The organism is Campylobacter showae, from assembly GCF_963515975.1.
Classification (GTDB): Bacteria; Campylobacterota; Campylobacteria; order Campylobacterales; family Campylobacteraceae; genus Campylobacter_A; species Campylobacter_A showae_F.
Genome location: NZ_CAUPZM010000019.1, coordinates 17,707 through 33,589, shown reverse-complemented (window position 1 = coordinate 33,589; position 15,883 = coordinate 17,707). Strand labels below are relative to the sequence as shown.

The window sequence follows — 15,883 nt, the reverse complement described above, 5'->3', positions numbered from 1 at the left end:
AGTCCGATATGATCAATGATTTTAGTAAATTTTATACCTTTATGGAGATAGTGAAAGAAAGAAGTTTCTCAAAAGCCTCAAGGGCTCTAGGTATCTCGCAGCCAGCAGTTACTCTCCAGATGAAAAAGCTCGAGGAGATGCTGCAAACAACCCTAATAATGCGCAAGAAAAACGGCATCGTCCTAACTCACGAGGGTGAGAAATTTTATAAACTCTGTAATCAGTTTGAAAGCGCGATGTTTCGCTTTAAAGATGAGCTAGCGCGCATAAAAACGGACAAAGTACCGCTAGTAATCGCCACCACGCAGCTCATCGCCGAGGCGGTCATCTCGATACTGCTGGATAAAATCTCGCAAAGCGTAGGCAGCGAGCTAGATATCAGGATAAAGGAGCAAAACGAGCTCATAAACTACCTAAAAGACCGCCGTAGCGACATCGCTATTATCCTTGAGCAGTCGCTTGATAGCAGCTTGCTCGTTAAAAAACTATTCGACTACGAACTGATTTTGGTCTCTAATAAAAAAATCGCCGAAAGCGTGAAGCCCGAGGAGCTAGTTAATTTCAAATTTATCAAAGATAGAACCAGGACTTATCTTGACGATATTTTGCATAAGCACGGCGTGGACGCGCATGCGCTTGACGTGGCGTATTCGCTAGACGGTTCGATAATGGTCTGCCGCGCGTTGGCGTCAAACCATGCCGATACGTACGTGGCGTTTTTACCGAGATTTTTGATCGAAAACGAGCTAAAAAACGGCAGGTTGTTTGAGATAAACATCTCTAAATTTAAGCTCACTCGCTCGGTTTATGCAGCTGCGCTAAAAGAAAACGAGGAAGCGCTGCATAAATTTCTAAAGATCAAGACGAGCTTTAATTTTTAATTCGCTTTACCTCGGGCGCCAAATTTGAGCAAATCTAGCCTTTTGCGCCGCGTAAATTTAAAATACTCTTGCGTAAATTTGGCGCAAAACATCCTTGCCAAACCCGGAGATGATCTTGGTTTGGTGATTTTTATAGATTCAAATTTGTCTTTTGGATTTGTTGTAAATTTAAGGAAGTATTGCATTTAAGTTAAATGTGTCAAATATGAGTCCGCTTCTGTCAAAATGCAAACGCAAAGCGCAGTAAGCCCTATAAAGCTGCTTATTTGAGCAAAACGGCGGATAAAATTTTGCTCACTTTTTAAATAGATCTTTATTATTCGGGTTTGACATTAGCGCCGACATCGACTTTTCGAGCTGATTTTTTTGAGATTTGTAAATAGAAAAATTTACCAAAATCGGGCTGTTTTCAACTAAAATTTGCACGACCGCTCCAAGCGGAAAGCTAACGACGCTGGCGAAATTTTCCTTACCGAAGCCGGCCTCGAAGCTCAGCTCCTCCGGCGTTAGCTTAGCGCTGCTAAAAGTATATCCCGCAAGCGTAAAGACGATAACGGGTGCCGTAAAAGTGCTCATAATATATTCCGGCAGCTCGGGGCTAAATTTGACTAGATCAAGGTTGGCCATCGCCGAAAAGGAGCGGTCGTTTTTTAGCAGATACTCTACGCACTCAAAAACGTGTTCCTTCATCATCGCCGCAAATCTCTCGTCGTCTAAAATCTCATCAAGCATTTTACCTCCTTTTGTGCCTTTTTAAATTTTGCCGTCTGTCGCGGCGCCGAATTTGACCTTAAATTAACGTAAAATTTAGCGTCAAATTCGCAGCCGTCCGGGCTCTCAAATTTAGTCAAATTTGTGCTCGCTACGCTTCTTGGCAAAACTCCTCCACTAGCTTTCTAACCTCGTTTATACCGATCTGCCAAAACGCCGCGTCCTCGATATCAAAGCCGAACATCCCGACCAGCTCTTTTGGCGAGTGCGAACCGCCCGCGCTTAAAAACTCGGTGTAAATTTGTACGAAATTTTCGCATTTGCCGCTTTTATAAAGCCCGAAAATCGCCAGCACCAAGAGCTGCGCGTAGGAGTAGGCGTAGCAGTAAAACGGCGTGTGGATAAAGTGCGGGATGTAGCTCCACCAAATTTTGTAGTAGTCGTTTAGCGCGACGCTTTTTCCGAACATCTTTGCACTCTCTTCGAGCCAAATTTTATTTAGCTCCTCGGCGCTGATCTCGCCCTCGTGAGCGTGAACTCGGCGTTCAAAGGTCGTGAAGTTTATCTGGCGATAAAGCGTGGCGAAGATATCCTCGATCTTGCCCGCGAGTAGGGCGGTTTTTTCTTTGCCTTTTAGCGTGCTTTTGACGTGATCGAAAACCAGCATCTCGCAAAACACCGATGCCGTCTCCGCCGTTGTTAGCGGCGTATCGGCGTTTAGAAATCCTACGCTTTCATAGGCTAGATTTTGATGCGCGGCGTGGCCTAGCTCGTGCGCTAGGGTAAAAAGATCCCGCCTCTCGTCGGTGTGATTTAAGAGCACGTAAGGATGGGCCTTTGCGACGCCCGATTGCGAGAAGGCGCCGCCTCGTTTGTTTTCTGCCGGATATACGTCGATCCACCCCTCTTCAAACGCGCGAGCGGCTATATCGCCGAATTTTGGGCTAAATTTGGCAAAAGTTTCGAGTACGATTTTTTTGCACTCTTCAAATTTGTAAACGCTTTTGCTCTCGCCAAGCGGCGCGTATCTATCGTAGTCGTAAAGCTTTCTAAAGCCTAAAATTTTGCGCTTTTTCTCGTAAAATTTAATTGGCAGATCAAAGCTTGTTTCAGCGGCCTTTATGAGCGCGTCTACGCTGGCTTTGGTCGTTTGGTTTGAGAAATGCCGCGGGCTTTCGGGCAGGTCGAATTTTCTCAACTCGCAACTAGTTTTTAGGCTGGTTTTTATCATATTATAGATGTAGCTAAGTAGATGCTGCTGCGGCGCGAGGCCGCCCGAGAGGCTCTTTGCGGCCGCTTTTCGCTCTGCTCGGTCTGGGCTGTGAAGCTTTGACAAAATCTCCTCTTCGCCTAGCATCTTGCCTTTAAATTTAAACTTAAGCGCGCTTAGCGTCTCGTCAAAAAGCCGCGAAAAGCCTTCCGCGCCCGTGTTTGCCGTGTGGAGTAAAATTTGCTCCTCTTTTAGACTTAGCTGGTGGGCTTTTTCTTTTGCGATATTGGCTAGATAGTAGCCTAGCCTCGCGCTTTTAGCGATGATTTTGTTTTGCCTGGCTTCGTCAAATTCGTTAAATTTAAGCTCGAAAAAGAGCAGATGATTTTGCGCTTTTGAGCTAAGCTCGTCAAATTTCGCGTAAAACGCGCCCTTTGAGGTGTCTTTTGAAAAAACTAGGCTCACGTAAATTTGCACGCGAGCGATGTTTTCTAGTAAATTTTCATATTCGTTAAGCGCGGCAAAAAACTCCTCGTCGCTTAAATTTAAAAAATTGTCCGAGTATTTCGCCTCAAATTTTTCGCACTCGTTTTGTAACGAAAGAGCCGAAATCTCCAGTTCTTTTTCGTTTTTAAAAAGCGGGGTTAGATCCCAAACGTTCATTTTACAGCCTTAAATTTACTCTATAGTCTCTGAAGCTACGGCGGTGAAAAGTACGTCTGAGGCGCTATTTACGGCTGTTTCTACCGAGTCTTGGATCACGCCGATGATAAATCCTACGCCGACAACCTGCATCGCGATGTCGTTACCGATACCAAATAGCGCGCAAGCAAGCGGCACTAGCAGTAGCGAGCCGCCTGCGACGCCAGAAGCTCCGCAAGCGCCCAGAGCCGAGATAAAGCAAAGCAGTAACGCGTCGCCAAAATCGACCGTGATAGACGGGATCGAGTTTACCGCCGCAAGCGCCAAGATGCCGATAGTTACGGCTGCGCCGCCCATATTTATCGTGGCTCCTAGAGGGATCGAGATCGAGTAGAGCTCCTCTTTTAGCCCTAGTTTTTTGCAAAGCGCCATATTTACGGGGATATTTGCCGCAGACGAGCGAGTGAAAAACGCCGTAACCGCGCTCTCTCTCACGCAAGTCATCACTAGCGGATAAGGGTTTTTCTTAGTAACCGCAAACACCATCGCAGGGTAAACGACGAAGGAAACGAAAGCCATCGCGCCTACTAGAACGAGGATTAGTTTTAGGTAGCCCGCAAGCGCCTCAAAGCCCGTCTCATGGATGCTGATGGTAACTAGGCCAAAGATACCAAACGGCGCAAGGCGGATGATAAATCTAACGATTTTAGTCACGCCGTCGCTGACGTCTTGAAATACTTTTTTAGTTTCTTGCGTGCAAAATCTCATCGCGATACCGCCGCCCACGGCCCAAGTGATGATGCCGATGTAGTTACCGCTAGAAAGCGCGGTGATAGGGTTTTGAACCATCTTAAAGATGAGGTCTTTTAGGACGTCCACGATGCCTTGCGGAGCGCTCATATTTGCGCTCTCGACGCCTTTTAGCACGAGCTCCATCGGGAAAAGGAAGCTTGCTACGACCGCAACTACGGCAGCTAAAAACGTGCCGACTAGGTAAAGCGTAACTACCTTTTGCATGCCTTTTGCGTGGCCGAATTCTTTCACGATGATAGATGTGGCTACCAGTACGAAAACTAGGATAGGCGCGATAGCTTTAAGCGCGCCGACGAAGAGGTTACCCAAAACGGCGATGGAGTTAGCGACGGAATTTGCCACGTCGGTTAGGTCTTTTTTTGCTGCGGCTAATTGCGCTGCGTCGCTCACGCCTTTTGCGATTAGTTCGTTATAAGGAGCCGCCTGATAGTGCGTCCAAAAGCCGATAACGGCGCCTAGAGCTATGCCGATCAAAATTTGAACGATCAAATTTCCGTCGGCGAACCTTTTTGCCAGTTTGCTAAACATTCTAGTGTCCTTGCCTTAAAATTTAATTTTAGTTTAGGATTATAGCCGAATTTACGCGGAATTTACAAGCTTTGAGCGAGATTAATTTGAATTTTATTATGAAATGTTACAATTGCGAGATTAATTTTCATAAAGGAAAAGCATGTATTTATTTACTTCAGAGGTTGTGAGCCCGGGTCACCCGGATAAATGCGCCGACATTATCGCCGATAGTATCGTCGATATGATCTTGATGCAAGACCCAAACGGCCGCGTCGCTAGCGAAGTTTTTGTCGCGGGTAAAAACATTATAATAGGCGGCGAGATAAACTCTAAGGTCAAGTTAAGCTTCAAAGACTACGAGGGTATCGTTAAAAACGCGCTAGCTAAAATCGGCTACGACGGCAAGTCTAAATTTACGAAAGAGCAGTGCCTGCACCCCGACGACGTAGAGATAAAAGTCTGCATAAATCAGCAAAGTGCGGATATAAACCAAGGCGTTGATCAAGAAGGCGGCGAGATAGGCGCCGGGGATCAGGGCATAATGTTTGGCTTTGCTAGCTGCGAAGCGAACGAATATATGCCCGCAGCCATAACCTACGCTAGAATGCTTTGCGATAAGGTTTATAAATTTGCCAAAGCTAATCCTGATAAACTCGGCGTCGATATCAAAACTCAGGTCACCGTAGACTACGGCACGAAGGATAACTTTGAAAACTGCAAACCTCAAAGCATCCACACTATCGTAGTTTCAGCCCCTTGCGTCGAGACGATGAAGATAGAGGAGCTGCGCGCCCTGGTGCAAACCCTCATCGACGATGCGGGCTTGCCAAAGGGTCTATATGATAAGAGCAAAACGCTAATCTACATCAACCCGACAGGCCGCTACGTAAATCACAGCTCGCTTCACGATAGCGGGCTAACAGGCCGCAAGCTCATCGTAGATAGCTTTGGCGGATATAGTCCGATAGGCGGCGGCGCGCAAAGTAGCAAAGACTACACCAAGGTCGATCGCAGCGGTCTTTATGCGGCGCGCTGGATAGCTAAAAACATCGTCGCAGCCGGCCTTGCTAAAAAATGCATCGTCCAGCTAAGCTACGCTATCGGTATGGCAAAGCCTACCTCTGTTAGCGTCGATACGATGGGCACGCAGATCGCGGGCATAAACGACGATATGCTGTCAAATTTCGTTAGCGAAAATTTCGCCCTCACTCCGCGCTGGATCACGAACAAATTCGGCCTGGATAAACCCGGCAAAGATACGTTTTTATACGCTAAAGTAGCAGCCAAAGGTCAAGTCGGAAACGCCAAATATCCGTGGGAAAAGCTTGATGCGGTTGATACTTTCAAGGCTTTGATTAAATAATCTCTCAAGCCCGCTAAATTTAACGCGGGCTTAAATTTACCCTCAAATTTAAGGCTTCGTATGAAATTTCGTCTCGCTTTACGTCTTAAATTTTGCTTCAAAAACCGCACGACAAATTTTAAAGATAATTAAAATGCAAACGGCAGCAAACCAAAACGGTGTAAACAAGACGCTCGGACTCCTTTTGCTCGGGCTTTGCGCTTTTTATTTTATCTGCGCACTAGGTATTTTTGCATTGCCTTTTGACGTGCTGGCTCGCTCATCTTTGGCCAGGGATTTCGTGGAAGCTATACTTAAAATTTACCCCGCAGTAGAGCGAGCCTTTACTCATACCGATTTTACGCAAAAGGCCGCGTTTTATATCGCTTATATGGGAGCCGTGAAAGTTTTTGTTTTTATATGTGTTATAGCTGGCGTTTTTCTGGATAAAGCAAGCAGGAAAGACGCACTCAAACAAACCGAAGAAGAGAAGAAAACAAAGAGACTTTCAGACTTGATTTTTGCTATTTTTATGGTGTTATGCTATGTGCAACTTAACTATGTCGGCTATGAGATTGGTTATTATGTACCAGAAGTCGGGCCTGGATATCATTGGACGATAACTTTACCTAGCTAACTGTTTTGGCAGATGATATATGATTTTTTTGGATTGGTTTTTGCGGCTATATGTGCAATTTTTGTAGCGGTAGAAATTTTGGTGTTTTTTCGTAGAGATAAAAGTTCTCAAATTTAGCAAATTTATCTAAAAAATTTATCGAGCAAGCCTTGTTTTGGCGTTATTATCTCAGATGGCGAGCCGTTTACGCTGTGATAGATGGCTTTACCGTATTTCGTCGCGTAGTATCTGAGTAAATTTCGCTGTAAATTTGGCTCGGTGCTAGGCACGAACCAGCCGTTGTTAGTTACCGCAATCATGACGTCAAATTCCTCCTCAAATAGCTCGTCCCTGGTCGCTTCGTAGCAGATCGCGTTTCTGATTTTAAGGCCCTCTATCTCGTAGTCGCTAGGGGTGCTTGCCGTCTCAAAATCCTTCGCTCCGCCGAAAAATATTTTATTTATCAAATCGCGAGCAAACGCCGGTAGCGGGATCTCCTCGCCAAAAGGCACGAGGATAAATTTATCCATCCGCCGCATCTTGCCGCGATCAAAGAAAAACGCCGAGTTGTAGTTTGTGCCGTTTTCGCGAGCTAGCGCGCCGGCGACGATAGCGATCTTTTGGGATTTTTCGAGTAGTTCGGAGATGAGATTTCGCTCGTGCGTCATATAAACGGGAAAGGCGCTCTCGGGCAAAATAACCGCCCTAAATCCCGCGTTTATCGCCTCATCTATGATGGCTAAATTTTGATTTATAAACTCGTTTTTTAGTTGTTTGGCCCACTTTAGCTCTTGCGGAACGTCGGTGTTTGCTAGCTTTACTTCAAAAGGCAGGGTTTTAAAATTTGGTGTACCATACTGCACCGCGCAGGCTAAAAGCGCGGCAAAAGCGATAAATTTGAAGCGGTTTTTGACGTAAAACAGGCACAAAATCGCGGCGAAAATAAACGCAAGGGCGAGCAAATTAGGCGCAAATATGCCCGGCACGAAAACGGCTTCTAAATTTAGCCAGTTAAAGCCGAATGGATGGATGTTTGAAACTAGGATAAGCAGCAAGGCCCTTAGCCAAATTTGAGCCGGGATAACTGCTATCAAAAACAGTGCGCCGTAGATGATCCCGATAGCCAAAATTTCAAGAGGGATGAGGTAGCTAAGCTCGTAATAAACGAGGCTAAAGCTGATCCAGTAAAACCAAATAATCCCGATAAAAAATCCCGTCCAAAAAAAGCCGCGGCGGTCAAATTTGAGCAGTAAATAAAAGCCCGTGATCGCAAAAAACGGAGAGATAAAATTTAAAATTCCGTCGCCTAAAACATCGGCTAGTATAAAATTTGAGATTAAAATCGCGCCGACAAAGGCTTTTATTATAATTTTAGTGCTAAAATAAGGGCTTAAAATTTTTTTTATCAAGGAACCCCATGCAAGAAGGAAATTTTGTAGCTTCATTATTGCCTCTAGTCGTGCTTTTCGCGATATTTTATTTTTTGGTTATCAGACCGCAGCAAAAACAGCAAAAAGCTCATGCCGCAATGATAGCCGCACTCGAAAAAGGCGACAAGATCATAACTAGCGGCGGACTAATCTGCGAGGTGATAAAACCGGAAGAGGATTTTATCAGAGTTAAGCTTAACGACGACGTAATCGTGCGCGTTTCACGCGAATTCGTCGCGAAAAAAATAGAAAAAACAGAGACGAAAGCAAATGCGTAACGGCAAAATAACGTATAGGCTGATCATCTTTGCTTTGGCTTTGATTTTCGGCATTATCTTTTCCGCGCCGTCGTTTACGGACAAGCTAGGCGGCTCTAAAATCAGTCTAGGACTTGATTTGCAGGGCGGACTTCATATGCTTCTTGGCGTCGAGACCGAAGAGGCCATACACTCGAAGATCAAGTCGATAGCCGCTAGCGTGAACTATTTTGCGAAAAAAGAGGATGTTTTGATCGATAGCTTTAAGATCCGCGAAGACAAGGTGGACTTTGAGCTACTTGATGCGGACGAAGCCGCTAAAATCGACGGCATGTTAAAAGATATCAAGGGTCTTAACGTACAAAAAGACGGCCTAAAATACTCGGTCGGCTTAATCGACGCCGAGAAAGCCGAAACTATCGAATACGCGATAAATCAAGCGGTAGAAACAATCAGAAACCGACTCGATCAGTTCGGTCTGGCCGAGCCTACGGTAGCAAGACAGGGCAAGGATAATATCCTAGTCGAGCTTCCTGGCATCAAAACGGCGGCCGACGAGCAGCGCGCACGCGATCTCATCGCAAAAGCCGCGCACCTCCAGCTAATGGCCGTCGATGAAAAGCGCCAATCTCAGGCAAACTCTATGAGCGAGGCCGAGGCTGAGAGCTACGGCGACATTATCTACCCGGACGTCAAAAACGAGCAGATAAAATACGTCGTAAAAAACATCCCCGTACTTGACGGCGCGATGCTAACGGACGCTAGAGTCGCCTTTGATCAGCGCACGAACTCGCCTATCATCAGCTTTACTCTAAACGCCGAGGGAGCTAGAATTTTTGGCGATTTTACCGGCGCAAACGTCGGTAAGCGCCTAGCTATCGTGCTTGACGGCAGGGTTTACTCGGCTCCGTCGGTAAACGAGAGAATCGGCGGCGGAAGCGGTCAGATAAGCGGCGGATTTAGCGTAGAGGAGGCTCACGACGTAGCTATCGCGCTTAGAAGCGGCGCTCTTTTGGCTCCGGTAAAAATGCTAGAAAAACGAAGCGTAGGACCAAGTCTGGGCGCCGATAGCATAAGACAATCGATGATCGCGCTAGCCTCGGCTTCTGTTTTAGTGGTGCTGTTTATGATAGCTTATTACGGATTTAGCGGCATTTTGGCAAATATCGCGCTTGTCGCAAATATCTTAATATTAGTCGCCGTGATGGCGATGTTCGGTGCTGCTCTAACGCTACCGGGAATGGCAGGTATAGTGCTAACCATCGGTATGGCCGTGGATGCAAACGTCATCATAAACGAGCGTATCAGGGAGCTGCTGCGCGACGGGGCCAGCATCGCAACTAGCGTGAAAAAGGGCTACGAAAACGCGATGAGCGCGATCATAGACGCAAATTTGACCACGCTTATCACCTCGGTCGTGCTTTACGCCTACGGCACGGGACCTGTTAAGGGCTTTGCCGTTACTATGGGCATAGGCATCATCGCCTCGATGATAACGGCGATCTTGGGTACTCACGGTATGTTTGATACGATTATAAATAAAATAGAAAAAAGCGGTAACACGCGGTTTTGGTTCGGTTATAAAAGGGTATAAATGCAATTTTTCTCAAAGGCACATGTTTATGATTTTATGAGCAAGCGCTATATCGCGCTAGCCGTCTCGGCCGTGCTATTTTTCGGTTCGCTTTTTTTGATGGCGACGAAAGGCTTTAACTACGGCATCGACTTTTCTGGCGGTACGCTCATCCAGGTAAAATACGATAGCGCGGTCTCGCTGGATAAAATTCGCGCGGCTTTGGCAAAGGACGAAGCCTATAAAAATGCGAGCGTTACGGAGTTTGGCTCGGCGGAAGAGGTTACGATTAGATTTTCGGGGGCAAACTCAAATTTAGGTAGCGACGTCGGAGCTAGCGTTGCCGAGCTTTTAAAAGATACGGGTAAATTTGAGATCCGCCGTACGGACGTGGTCGGGCCTAAAGTCGGCGACGAGCTACGCGAAAAGGGCGTGATGGCGCTTGCGATTTCGCTCGTTGGTATTTTAATCTACATCGCGTTTAGATTCGAGTGGAGATTTGCGATGGCGGCGGTGGCCTCGGAGATACACGACGTCGTGATCACGATGGGCGCGATCAGCTTTTTTGCTATAGACGTAAATTTGGATACTCTTGCGGCGATCCTTACGGTCGTAGGCTACTCGCTAAACGATACGATCATCGTCTTTGACCGTATCAGAGAAAATATCAAAACCAGTAAGAGCACGCATCTTGACACGATAATAAACGAATCGGTCTCCGCGACGCTAACTAGAACGATACTCACCTCGGGTACCACGCTCATCACGGTCGTCGTGCTGTTTTTGTTCGGTGGAGATATGATACACGGATTTTCTTTGGCGCTGATAGTGGGTATCGTCATCGGTACGCTTAGCTCGATATTTGTCGCCGCGCCTATGCTTTTGTGGTTTAAATTTAGCGTGGAGAAATACCGCGCGATGGAAGCGGAAAAGGCGCGCGTACAAAGAGAGAAAGACAAGCAACGCGCGATGTTTGAAAAAGGCACTATATAAGGAGAAGCGATGAACTGGGGCAAGGTTGTTTATATATTTTTCGCGCTTATGAGCCTGACAACGACGGCTGGGTTTTTATACGATAAAAACGAGATTGCGCTATTTGTGGCGGCGAGCGTAAACGTGATCTCGACGCTGCTAAAAATTGGCGTCAAAAACGTCTTTGCCGCCGAGCTTTTTGCCAGCTCGCTAGTAGCCGACTTGCATCTTATTCCGGCTTTTGTGCTGCTTCAGGTAAACGGCAACGCGCATATGGCATATTCGCTAGCGATAGGCGCCGCGATAGCAAACGTCTTTTCTCTAGCGCTTGTTTTGGTCGAGTCCGGCAAGACGCAAGAAGAATTTTAGGAGTAAAAATGAGTGAAATTTTAAAATACGAGCCGGCGAAAATAGAAAAAAAATGGCAAGAAATTTGGAGTAAAAACGACGAATTTGAGCCTAAAGACGACTATAGCCTGCCTAAAAAATACATCCTAAGCATGTTTCCGTATCCTAGCGGACGTATCCACATGGGGCATGTGAGAAACTACACCATCGGCGACGCCTTGGCTCGCCACTACCGCAAGCGCGGCTACAACGTCCTTCATCCGATCGGCTTTGATAGCTTCGGCATGCCTGCGGAAAATGCGGCGATAAAGCACAAAATCCATCCTAAAATTTGGACTTACGAAAATATAGACTATATGCGCGGCGAGCTTGAAACGCTAGGACTTAGCTTTTCTAAAAAGCGCGAATTTGCGACGTCTGATCCGCTTTATACTAAATTTGAACAAGAATTTTTCATCAAAATGTACGAAAAAGGGCTGGTCTACCGCAAAAGCGCAGTCGTAAACTGGTGCGAATACGACCAAACCGTGCTTGCAAACGAGCAAGTCGAGGACGGATGCTGCTGGAGATGCGGTAACGCCGTCATCCAGCGCGAGCTACCTGGCTATTATTTAAAGATCACGGATTACGCGCAGGAGCTACTAGACGACCTAAAGCGCCTTGAAGGCAAATGGCCGTCTCAAGTGCTCACGATGCAGGAAAACTGGATCGGCAAGAGCTTTGGCTTGGAGTTTAAATTTGAGCTTGACGAGGAGTCGAAAGGGATTTTAGAAGGCGGCGAACAGATAGAGGGCTTTGAGGTATTTACTACGCGCCCTGATACGATTTACGGCGTTAGCTATGCGGCCTTGGCGCCTGAACACAAGATCGTAAAAAGGCTGCTTGACGGCGGTAAGCTTGAGGCGGCCAAAGCCGAGAGAATTAGAAAAATTTTAAACCAAAGCCCGCGCGAACGCCAAGCTAGCGAAAAAGACGGTCTGTTTTTAGGTATCAACGTCTTGCACCCGCTAACCGGAGAAAAAGTACCGGTTTGGGTGGCAAATTTCGTCCTAGCGGACTACGGTAGCGGCGCGGTTATGGCGGTTCCAGCTCACGATGAGCGCGACTATGAGTTTGCGAGCAAATTTGACCTGCCTATAAAATGGGTGGTTAAGCCTGCGCAGGGCGAATTTGAGGGCGGCAAGGCGCTAACGGAGTACGGAATATCCATAAATTCGCCGCTCATAAACGGTCTTGGCAGCGAAGAAGCAAAGCTAAAAATAATAGAAAAATTTGAAGCGGACAAGATCGGCAAACGCGTCGTAAATTTTAAAATCCGCGACTGGGGCATCTCTAGGCAGCGCTACTGGGGCGCTCCGATACCGATGGTGCACTGCAAATGCTGCGGCGTCGTGCCTGAAAAGATCGAAAATCTGCCTGTGACGCTACCTGACGACGTGCAGATAACGGGCGAGGGAAATCCGCTCGATAAACACGAGAGCTGGAAGCACGTAAAGTGTCCAAAATGCGGCGGCGAGGCTATCCGCGAGACCGATACGATGGATACGTTTTTTGAGAGTAGCTGGTATTTCGCTAGATACGCGAGCGACGAAAAGACGTGGCAGGAACGCGCGTTTGACGCTAAAAGCGTGAATTATTGGATGAACGTAGATCAGTATATCGGCGGTATCGAGCATGCGATCTTGCACCTGCTTTACGCGAGATTTTTCCAAAAGGCATTGCGAGATCTGGGCTACCTAAGAGACGACGAGCCGTTTGAGCGACTGCTCACTCAAGGCATGGTTCTAAAAGACGGTAAAAAAATGAGCAAAAGTAAAGGCAACGTAGTCGATCCAGACGACATCATCAGCAAATACGGCGCCGATACAGCGAGGCTTTTTATCCTATTTGCCGCGCCTCCGCAAAAAGAGCTTGAGTGGAACGACAGCGCTGTCGAGGGCGCGTTTAGATTTATAAACCGCTTGTACGAACGAAGCGCGAATGTCAAAAAATGCGCGCAAATCCCGCAGATAGCGCATGCAAATTTAAGCAAAGAAGAAAAATACGCGCGTATGAAGGTTTATGAGGCGCTTAAAAAATCAAACGACGTTTACGAGGAAAATTTTACCTTTAACACCCTAATCGCTGCCTGCATGGAAGCTTTGAACGCAGTAAACGCGCAGGACAATCAGGACGTAACGACGGAAGCCTTTTTTATCATCTTAAATTTGCTAGAACCTATCGTGCCGCATGTCGCAAACGAACTTAGCGAGCAGCTATTCGGCAGGGCGAATTTTACGAAAATAGAAATTTTGGACGAGGTTTTTGAAAAAGATAGCTTAAATTTGGCTATCACCGTTAACGGCAAGAGGCGCGGCGAATTTGAAGCGCCGAGTAGCGCAAACGAGGACGAGGTTTTGGCTCTAGCTAGACAAAGCGCGGCTAAATGGCTAGAAGGAAAAGAAATAATCAAACAAATTTACGTGAACGGAAAGCTCGTAAATTTCGTAATAAAAGGCTAAAATTTGAAGATAAAAATTTTACTATTTTTAGCGGCTTTTGTCTTGGTCGGATGCGGCTATAAGCCCGTCTCAAAGATCACGAACGACATAATGGGTGACCGCGTCTACGTAAACGTGCTGATAAGCAAAGAAGAGCCTAAAAATAGCGTTTGGATCAAAGATAGCGTGCTAGAGGGTATCGTAACAAGGCTAGGCAAGCACATGAGCTACGATAAAAACGAGCCTACGACGATAACGGTCTCGATCAAATCGCTCAACTACCAGGCGTTGTTATACGACGAAAACGGCTACGTGACGTCGTATAAAGCGATACTAACGCTAAATTTCGATACTAAGTTAAAAGGCGGCAAGATGCTATCGGTGACGACTTCGGGCGAGCATGACTTTACCGTTTCGCAAAAAGTAAGAGATACTAGATTCGCAGACGGCGTCATCAGCGAGAGCGAGAAGTATAACGCTATAAAAGAGGCTTCGCAAGAGGCTTTTGACGAGTATATCGCCGTGCTTGCGGTAAAGGGGCTAAAAAATGGCAATTAGCGTAAATCAGATCATAAGAGAAGCTATACAAGCGATAAAAGATCGCGGACTCGTGTTTACTCCGGATAACTACGCGGAGGTTTTTTGCGAAATAGCGAAAAAAAACGGCGTTACCTTGCCAGAGTGCCAAAAGCTCGAAAAATACGTCGCAAGGCTAAACGATGATTTTAAAGATCAGCTAAAGCAAAAAAACGTAAAAAACGTGGACGAGCTTTTTGCGTTTATGGCCTCTAGGTTAAATTCGCCAAGCATAATAGACAACTCAAAGCTCGTAAGCGCTCTTTTGCTAATGAATAAAAGGGTTTTGCAAAGCATATCCCTCCTGCACAACAAAAACGCCAAAGAGCTCTCTGAAAGCAGCATAGAGGCGCTAAATAGGAGGCTTGATGTAGCTACGGTAGAAAAGATAAAAGACAAGTGGTTTGATTTTCTAACAGATTATGACGATTCGTTTTTAAAGCGTCTTGGCTCATACGGCATAAAAAAATTCGACGATTTGCAATCTATCGTCATAGAGCTTGATAATGCAACCATAAAAGAGCTGGATAGCACGCAAATTTACGAAAAGATAATCCCGCTCATAGCTATGATGCTAGAGCCTTCTATCACCGATAAAATCAGCGACGACGTAAGAAAAATAAATAAAATTTTAAAAAGCGATCCAAGCCTTCTCGAAGACGGTCAAACAAGAGAAAAGATAGAGGAGCTGACCAAAAAGAGAATCGAGCTGGATAAGGCTGAAATCTTAAATAAAGTCGGCGTGCTCGATAAGGTTTTAGACGGCATAAATAACCAAATCGTAAGCTTGATCAGCAGCTCGTCAAAAAGCTCTAGCACGATGCAATACATCAAAGACGATCTAAGCTCGATAAATTTGCGCGAAGATAGCTTTGAGGGCATTAGAGACAAGATGCTAAGTATCGCCAATGCTCTTGACGGCGAGGTTAAGCAGCTTGGCGAGCAGATGGTAAACGATCAAAAGACCATAAAAGAGCTTCAAGAAAGAGTAAATAAGCTAGAAACCGATCTGGAAAGCGCAAGGTCTCAGAGCAAAGAGGACTTTTTAACCAAAACCGGAACCAAAAAGGCGCTAGTTGAAGAGCTCGAGCGAATGGAGCAAAAATACAACAGATACGGCAACGATTACGGCGTTTGCTTTTTTGACATAGACCACTTTAAACGCATAAACGATGTTTACGGGCACGAAGCGGGCGACGTCGTCTTGGCTACCATAGGCAAGATGCTTAGAAAATACTCCCGCCAGGCTGATTTCGTCGGTAGATACGGCGGCGAAGAGTTTGTTATTTTACTGCCAGAGATTTCTCTGGGCGACGCGGTCAAATTTGCCGAAAAGATGCGAGAAATCGTGCAAAATTCTAAATTTATGTATAAAGGCGAGCGCATAGACGTGACGGCAAGCTGCGGCGTAGCGATAAGAAGCGCGAGTACGGGCTCGAATGCGACGATAGAAGAGGCCGACAAGATGCTTTATCAAGCAAAGCAGGGCGGCAGAAACAAGGTCATGCCGGAATGCTAAATG

The 15,883-nt window shown here is 46.3% G+C and carries 14 protein-coding genes; 10 read left to right on the top strand and 4 right to left on the bottom strand.

The features are described from left to right. Positions 1–8: 8 nt before the first annotated feature. On the top strand, positions 9–881 hold the full coding sequence (locus tag RWM02_RS07665) for a LysR family transcriptional regulator (RefSeq protein WP_314070781.1): 873 nt from the start codon (positions 9–11) through the stop codon (positions 879–881). Between the two features lie 294 nt (positions 882–1,175). On the opposite strand, the gene RWM02_RS07660 is transcribed toward RWM02_RS07665, so the two are convergent. The 3 genes from RWM02_RS07660 to sstT form a co-directional block, all read right to left on the bottom strand. Beyond that, positions 1,176–1,613 (bottom strand): hypothetical protein, encoded by a 438-nt coding sequence (locus RWM02_RS07660; protein ID WP_314070778.1) that lies wholly within the window; start codon positions 1,611–1,613, stop codon positions 1,176–1,178. 130 nt (positions 1,614–1,743) lie between these two features. Next, positions 1,744–3,465 (bottom strand): M3 family oligoendopeptidase, encoded by a 1,722-nt coding sequence (locus tag RWM02_RS07655; RefSeq protein ID WP_314070775.1) that lies wholly within the window; start codon positions 3,463–3,465, stop codon positions 1,744–1,746. A gap of 15 nt (positions 3,466–3,480) precedes the next feature. Next, positions 3,481–4,785, bottom strand: coding sequence for a serine/threonine transporter SstT (sstT, locus tag RWM02_RS07650; RefSeq protein WP_314070772.1), 1,305 nt, complete (start codon positions 4,783–4,785; stop codon positions 3,481–3,483). A gap of 142 nt (positions 4,786–4,927) precedes the next feature. On the opposite strand from sstT, the gene metK reads away from it, so the two are divergent. Both metK and RWM02_RS07640 read left to right on the top strand, forming a co-directional pair. Next, positions 4,928–6,130: a methionine adenosyltransferase gene (metK, locus tag RWM02_RS07645; protein WP_314070769.1), complete on the top strand. Its 1,203-nt coding sequence runs from the start codon at positions 4,928–4,930 to the stop codon at positions 6,128–6,130. A 133-nt stretch (positions 6,131–6,263) separates the two neighbouring features. After that, the gene (locus RWM02_RS07640) at positions 6,264–6,746 is read left to right on the top strand and encodes a hypothetical protein (RefSeq protein ID WP_314070766.1); all 483 of its coding nucleotides are present in this window, start codon (positions 6,264–6,266) and stop codon (positions 6,744–6,746) included. 122 nt (positions 6,747–6,868) lie between these two features. Here RWM02_RS07640 and RWM02_RS07635 read toward each other — a convergent pair whose 3' ends face one another. Next, entirely contained in the window at positions 6,869–8,170 is a 1,302-nt protein-coding gene (locus tag RWM02_RS07635; protein ID WP_314070764.1) for an apolipoprotein N-acyltransferase, read from the bottom strand. Between RWM02_RS07635 and yajC the strand changes: the two genes are divergently transcribed. From yajC to RWM02_RS07600, 7 genes are read left to right on the top strand one after another with little or no spacing between them, the layout of a single operon-like run. Beyond that, on the top strand, positions 8,143–8,433 hold the full coding sequence (gene yajC / locus RWM02_RS07630) for a preprotein translocase subunit YajC (RefSeq protein ID WP_122863490.1): 291 nt from the start codon (positions 8,143–8,145) through the stop codon (positions 8,431–8,433). The two genes, RWM02_RS07635 and yajC, sit on opposite strands and share 28 nt — an antisense overlap. Continuing rightward, positions 8,426–10,006 carry a protein translocase subunit SecD gene (gene secD / locus RWM02_RS07625; protein ID WP_314070759.1) on the top strand — a complete coding sequence of 527 codons (1,581 nt, stop codon included), beginning with the start codon at positions 8,426–8,428 and terminating at the stop codon, positions 10,004–10,006. Before yajC ends, secD begins: the two co-directional genes overlap by 8 nt. Continuing rightward, positions 10,007–10,978, top strand: coding sequence for a protein translocase subunit SecF (secF, locus tag RWM02_RS07620; protein ID WP_122873660.1), 972 nt, complete (start codon positions 10,007–10,009; stop codon positions 10,976–10,978). 9 nt (positions 10,979–10,987) lie between these two features. Then, positions 10,988–11,326, top strand: coding sequence for a DUF6394 family protein (locus tag RWM02_RS07615; protein ID WP_002953043.1), 339 nt, complete (start codon positions 10,988–10,990; stop codon positions 11,324–11,326). Between the two features lie 8 nt (positions 11,327–11,334). Then, the gene (leuS, locus tag RWM02_RS07610; protein ID WP_314070755.1) at positions 11,335–13,806 is read left to right on the top strand and encodes a leucine--tRNA ligase; all 2,472 of its coding nucleotides are present in this window, start codon (positions 11,335–11,337) and stop codon (positions 13,804–13,806) included. 3 nt (positions 13,807–13,809) lie between these two features. Further along, entirely contained in the window at positions 13,810–14,343 is a 534-nt protein-coding gene (locus tag RWM02_RS07605) for a putative periplasmic lipoprotein (RefSeq protein WP_314070753.1), read from the top strand. Further along, positions 14,333–15,880, top strand: coding sequence for a GGDEF domain-containing protein (locus RWM02_RS07600; RefSeq protein ID WP_314070750.1), 1,548 nt, complete (start codon positions 14,333–14,335; stop codon positions 15,878–15,880). Before RWM02_RS07605 ends, RWM02_RS07600 begins: the two co-directional genes overlap by 11 nt. The last annotated feature ends 3 nt before the right edge of the window (positions 15,881–15,883 follow it).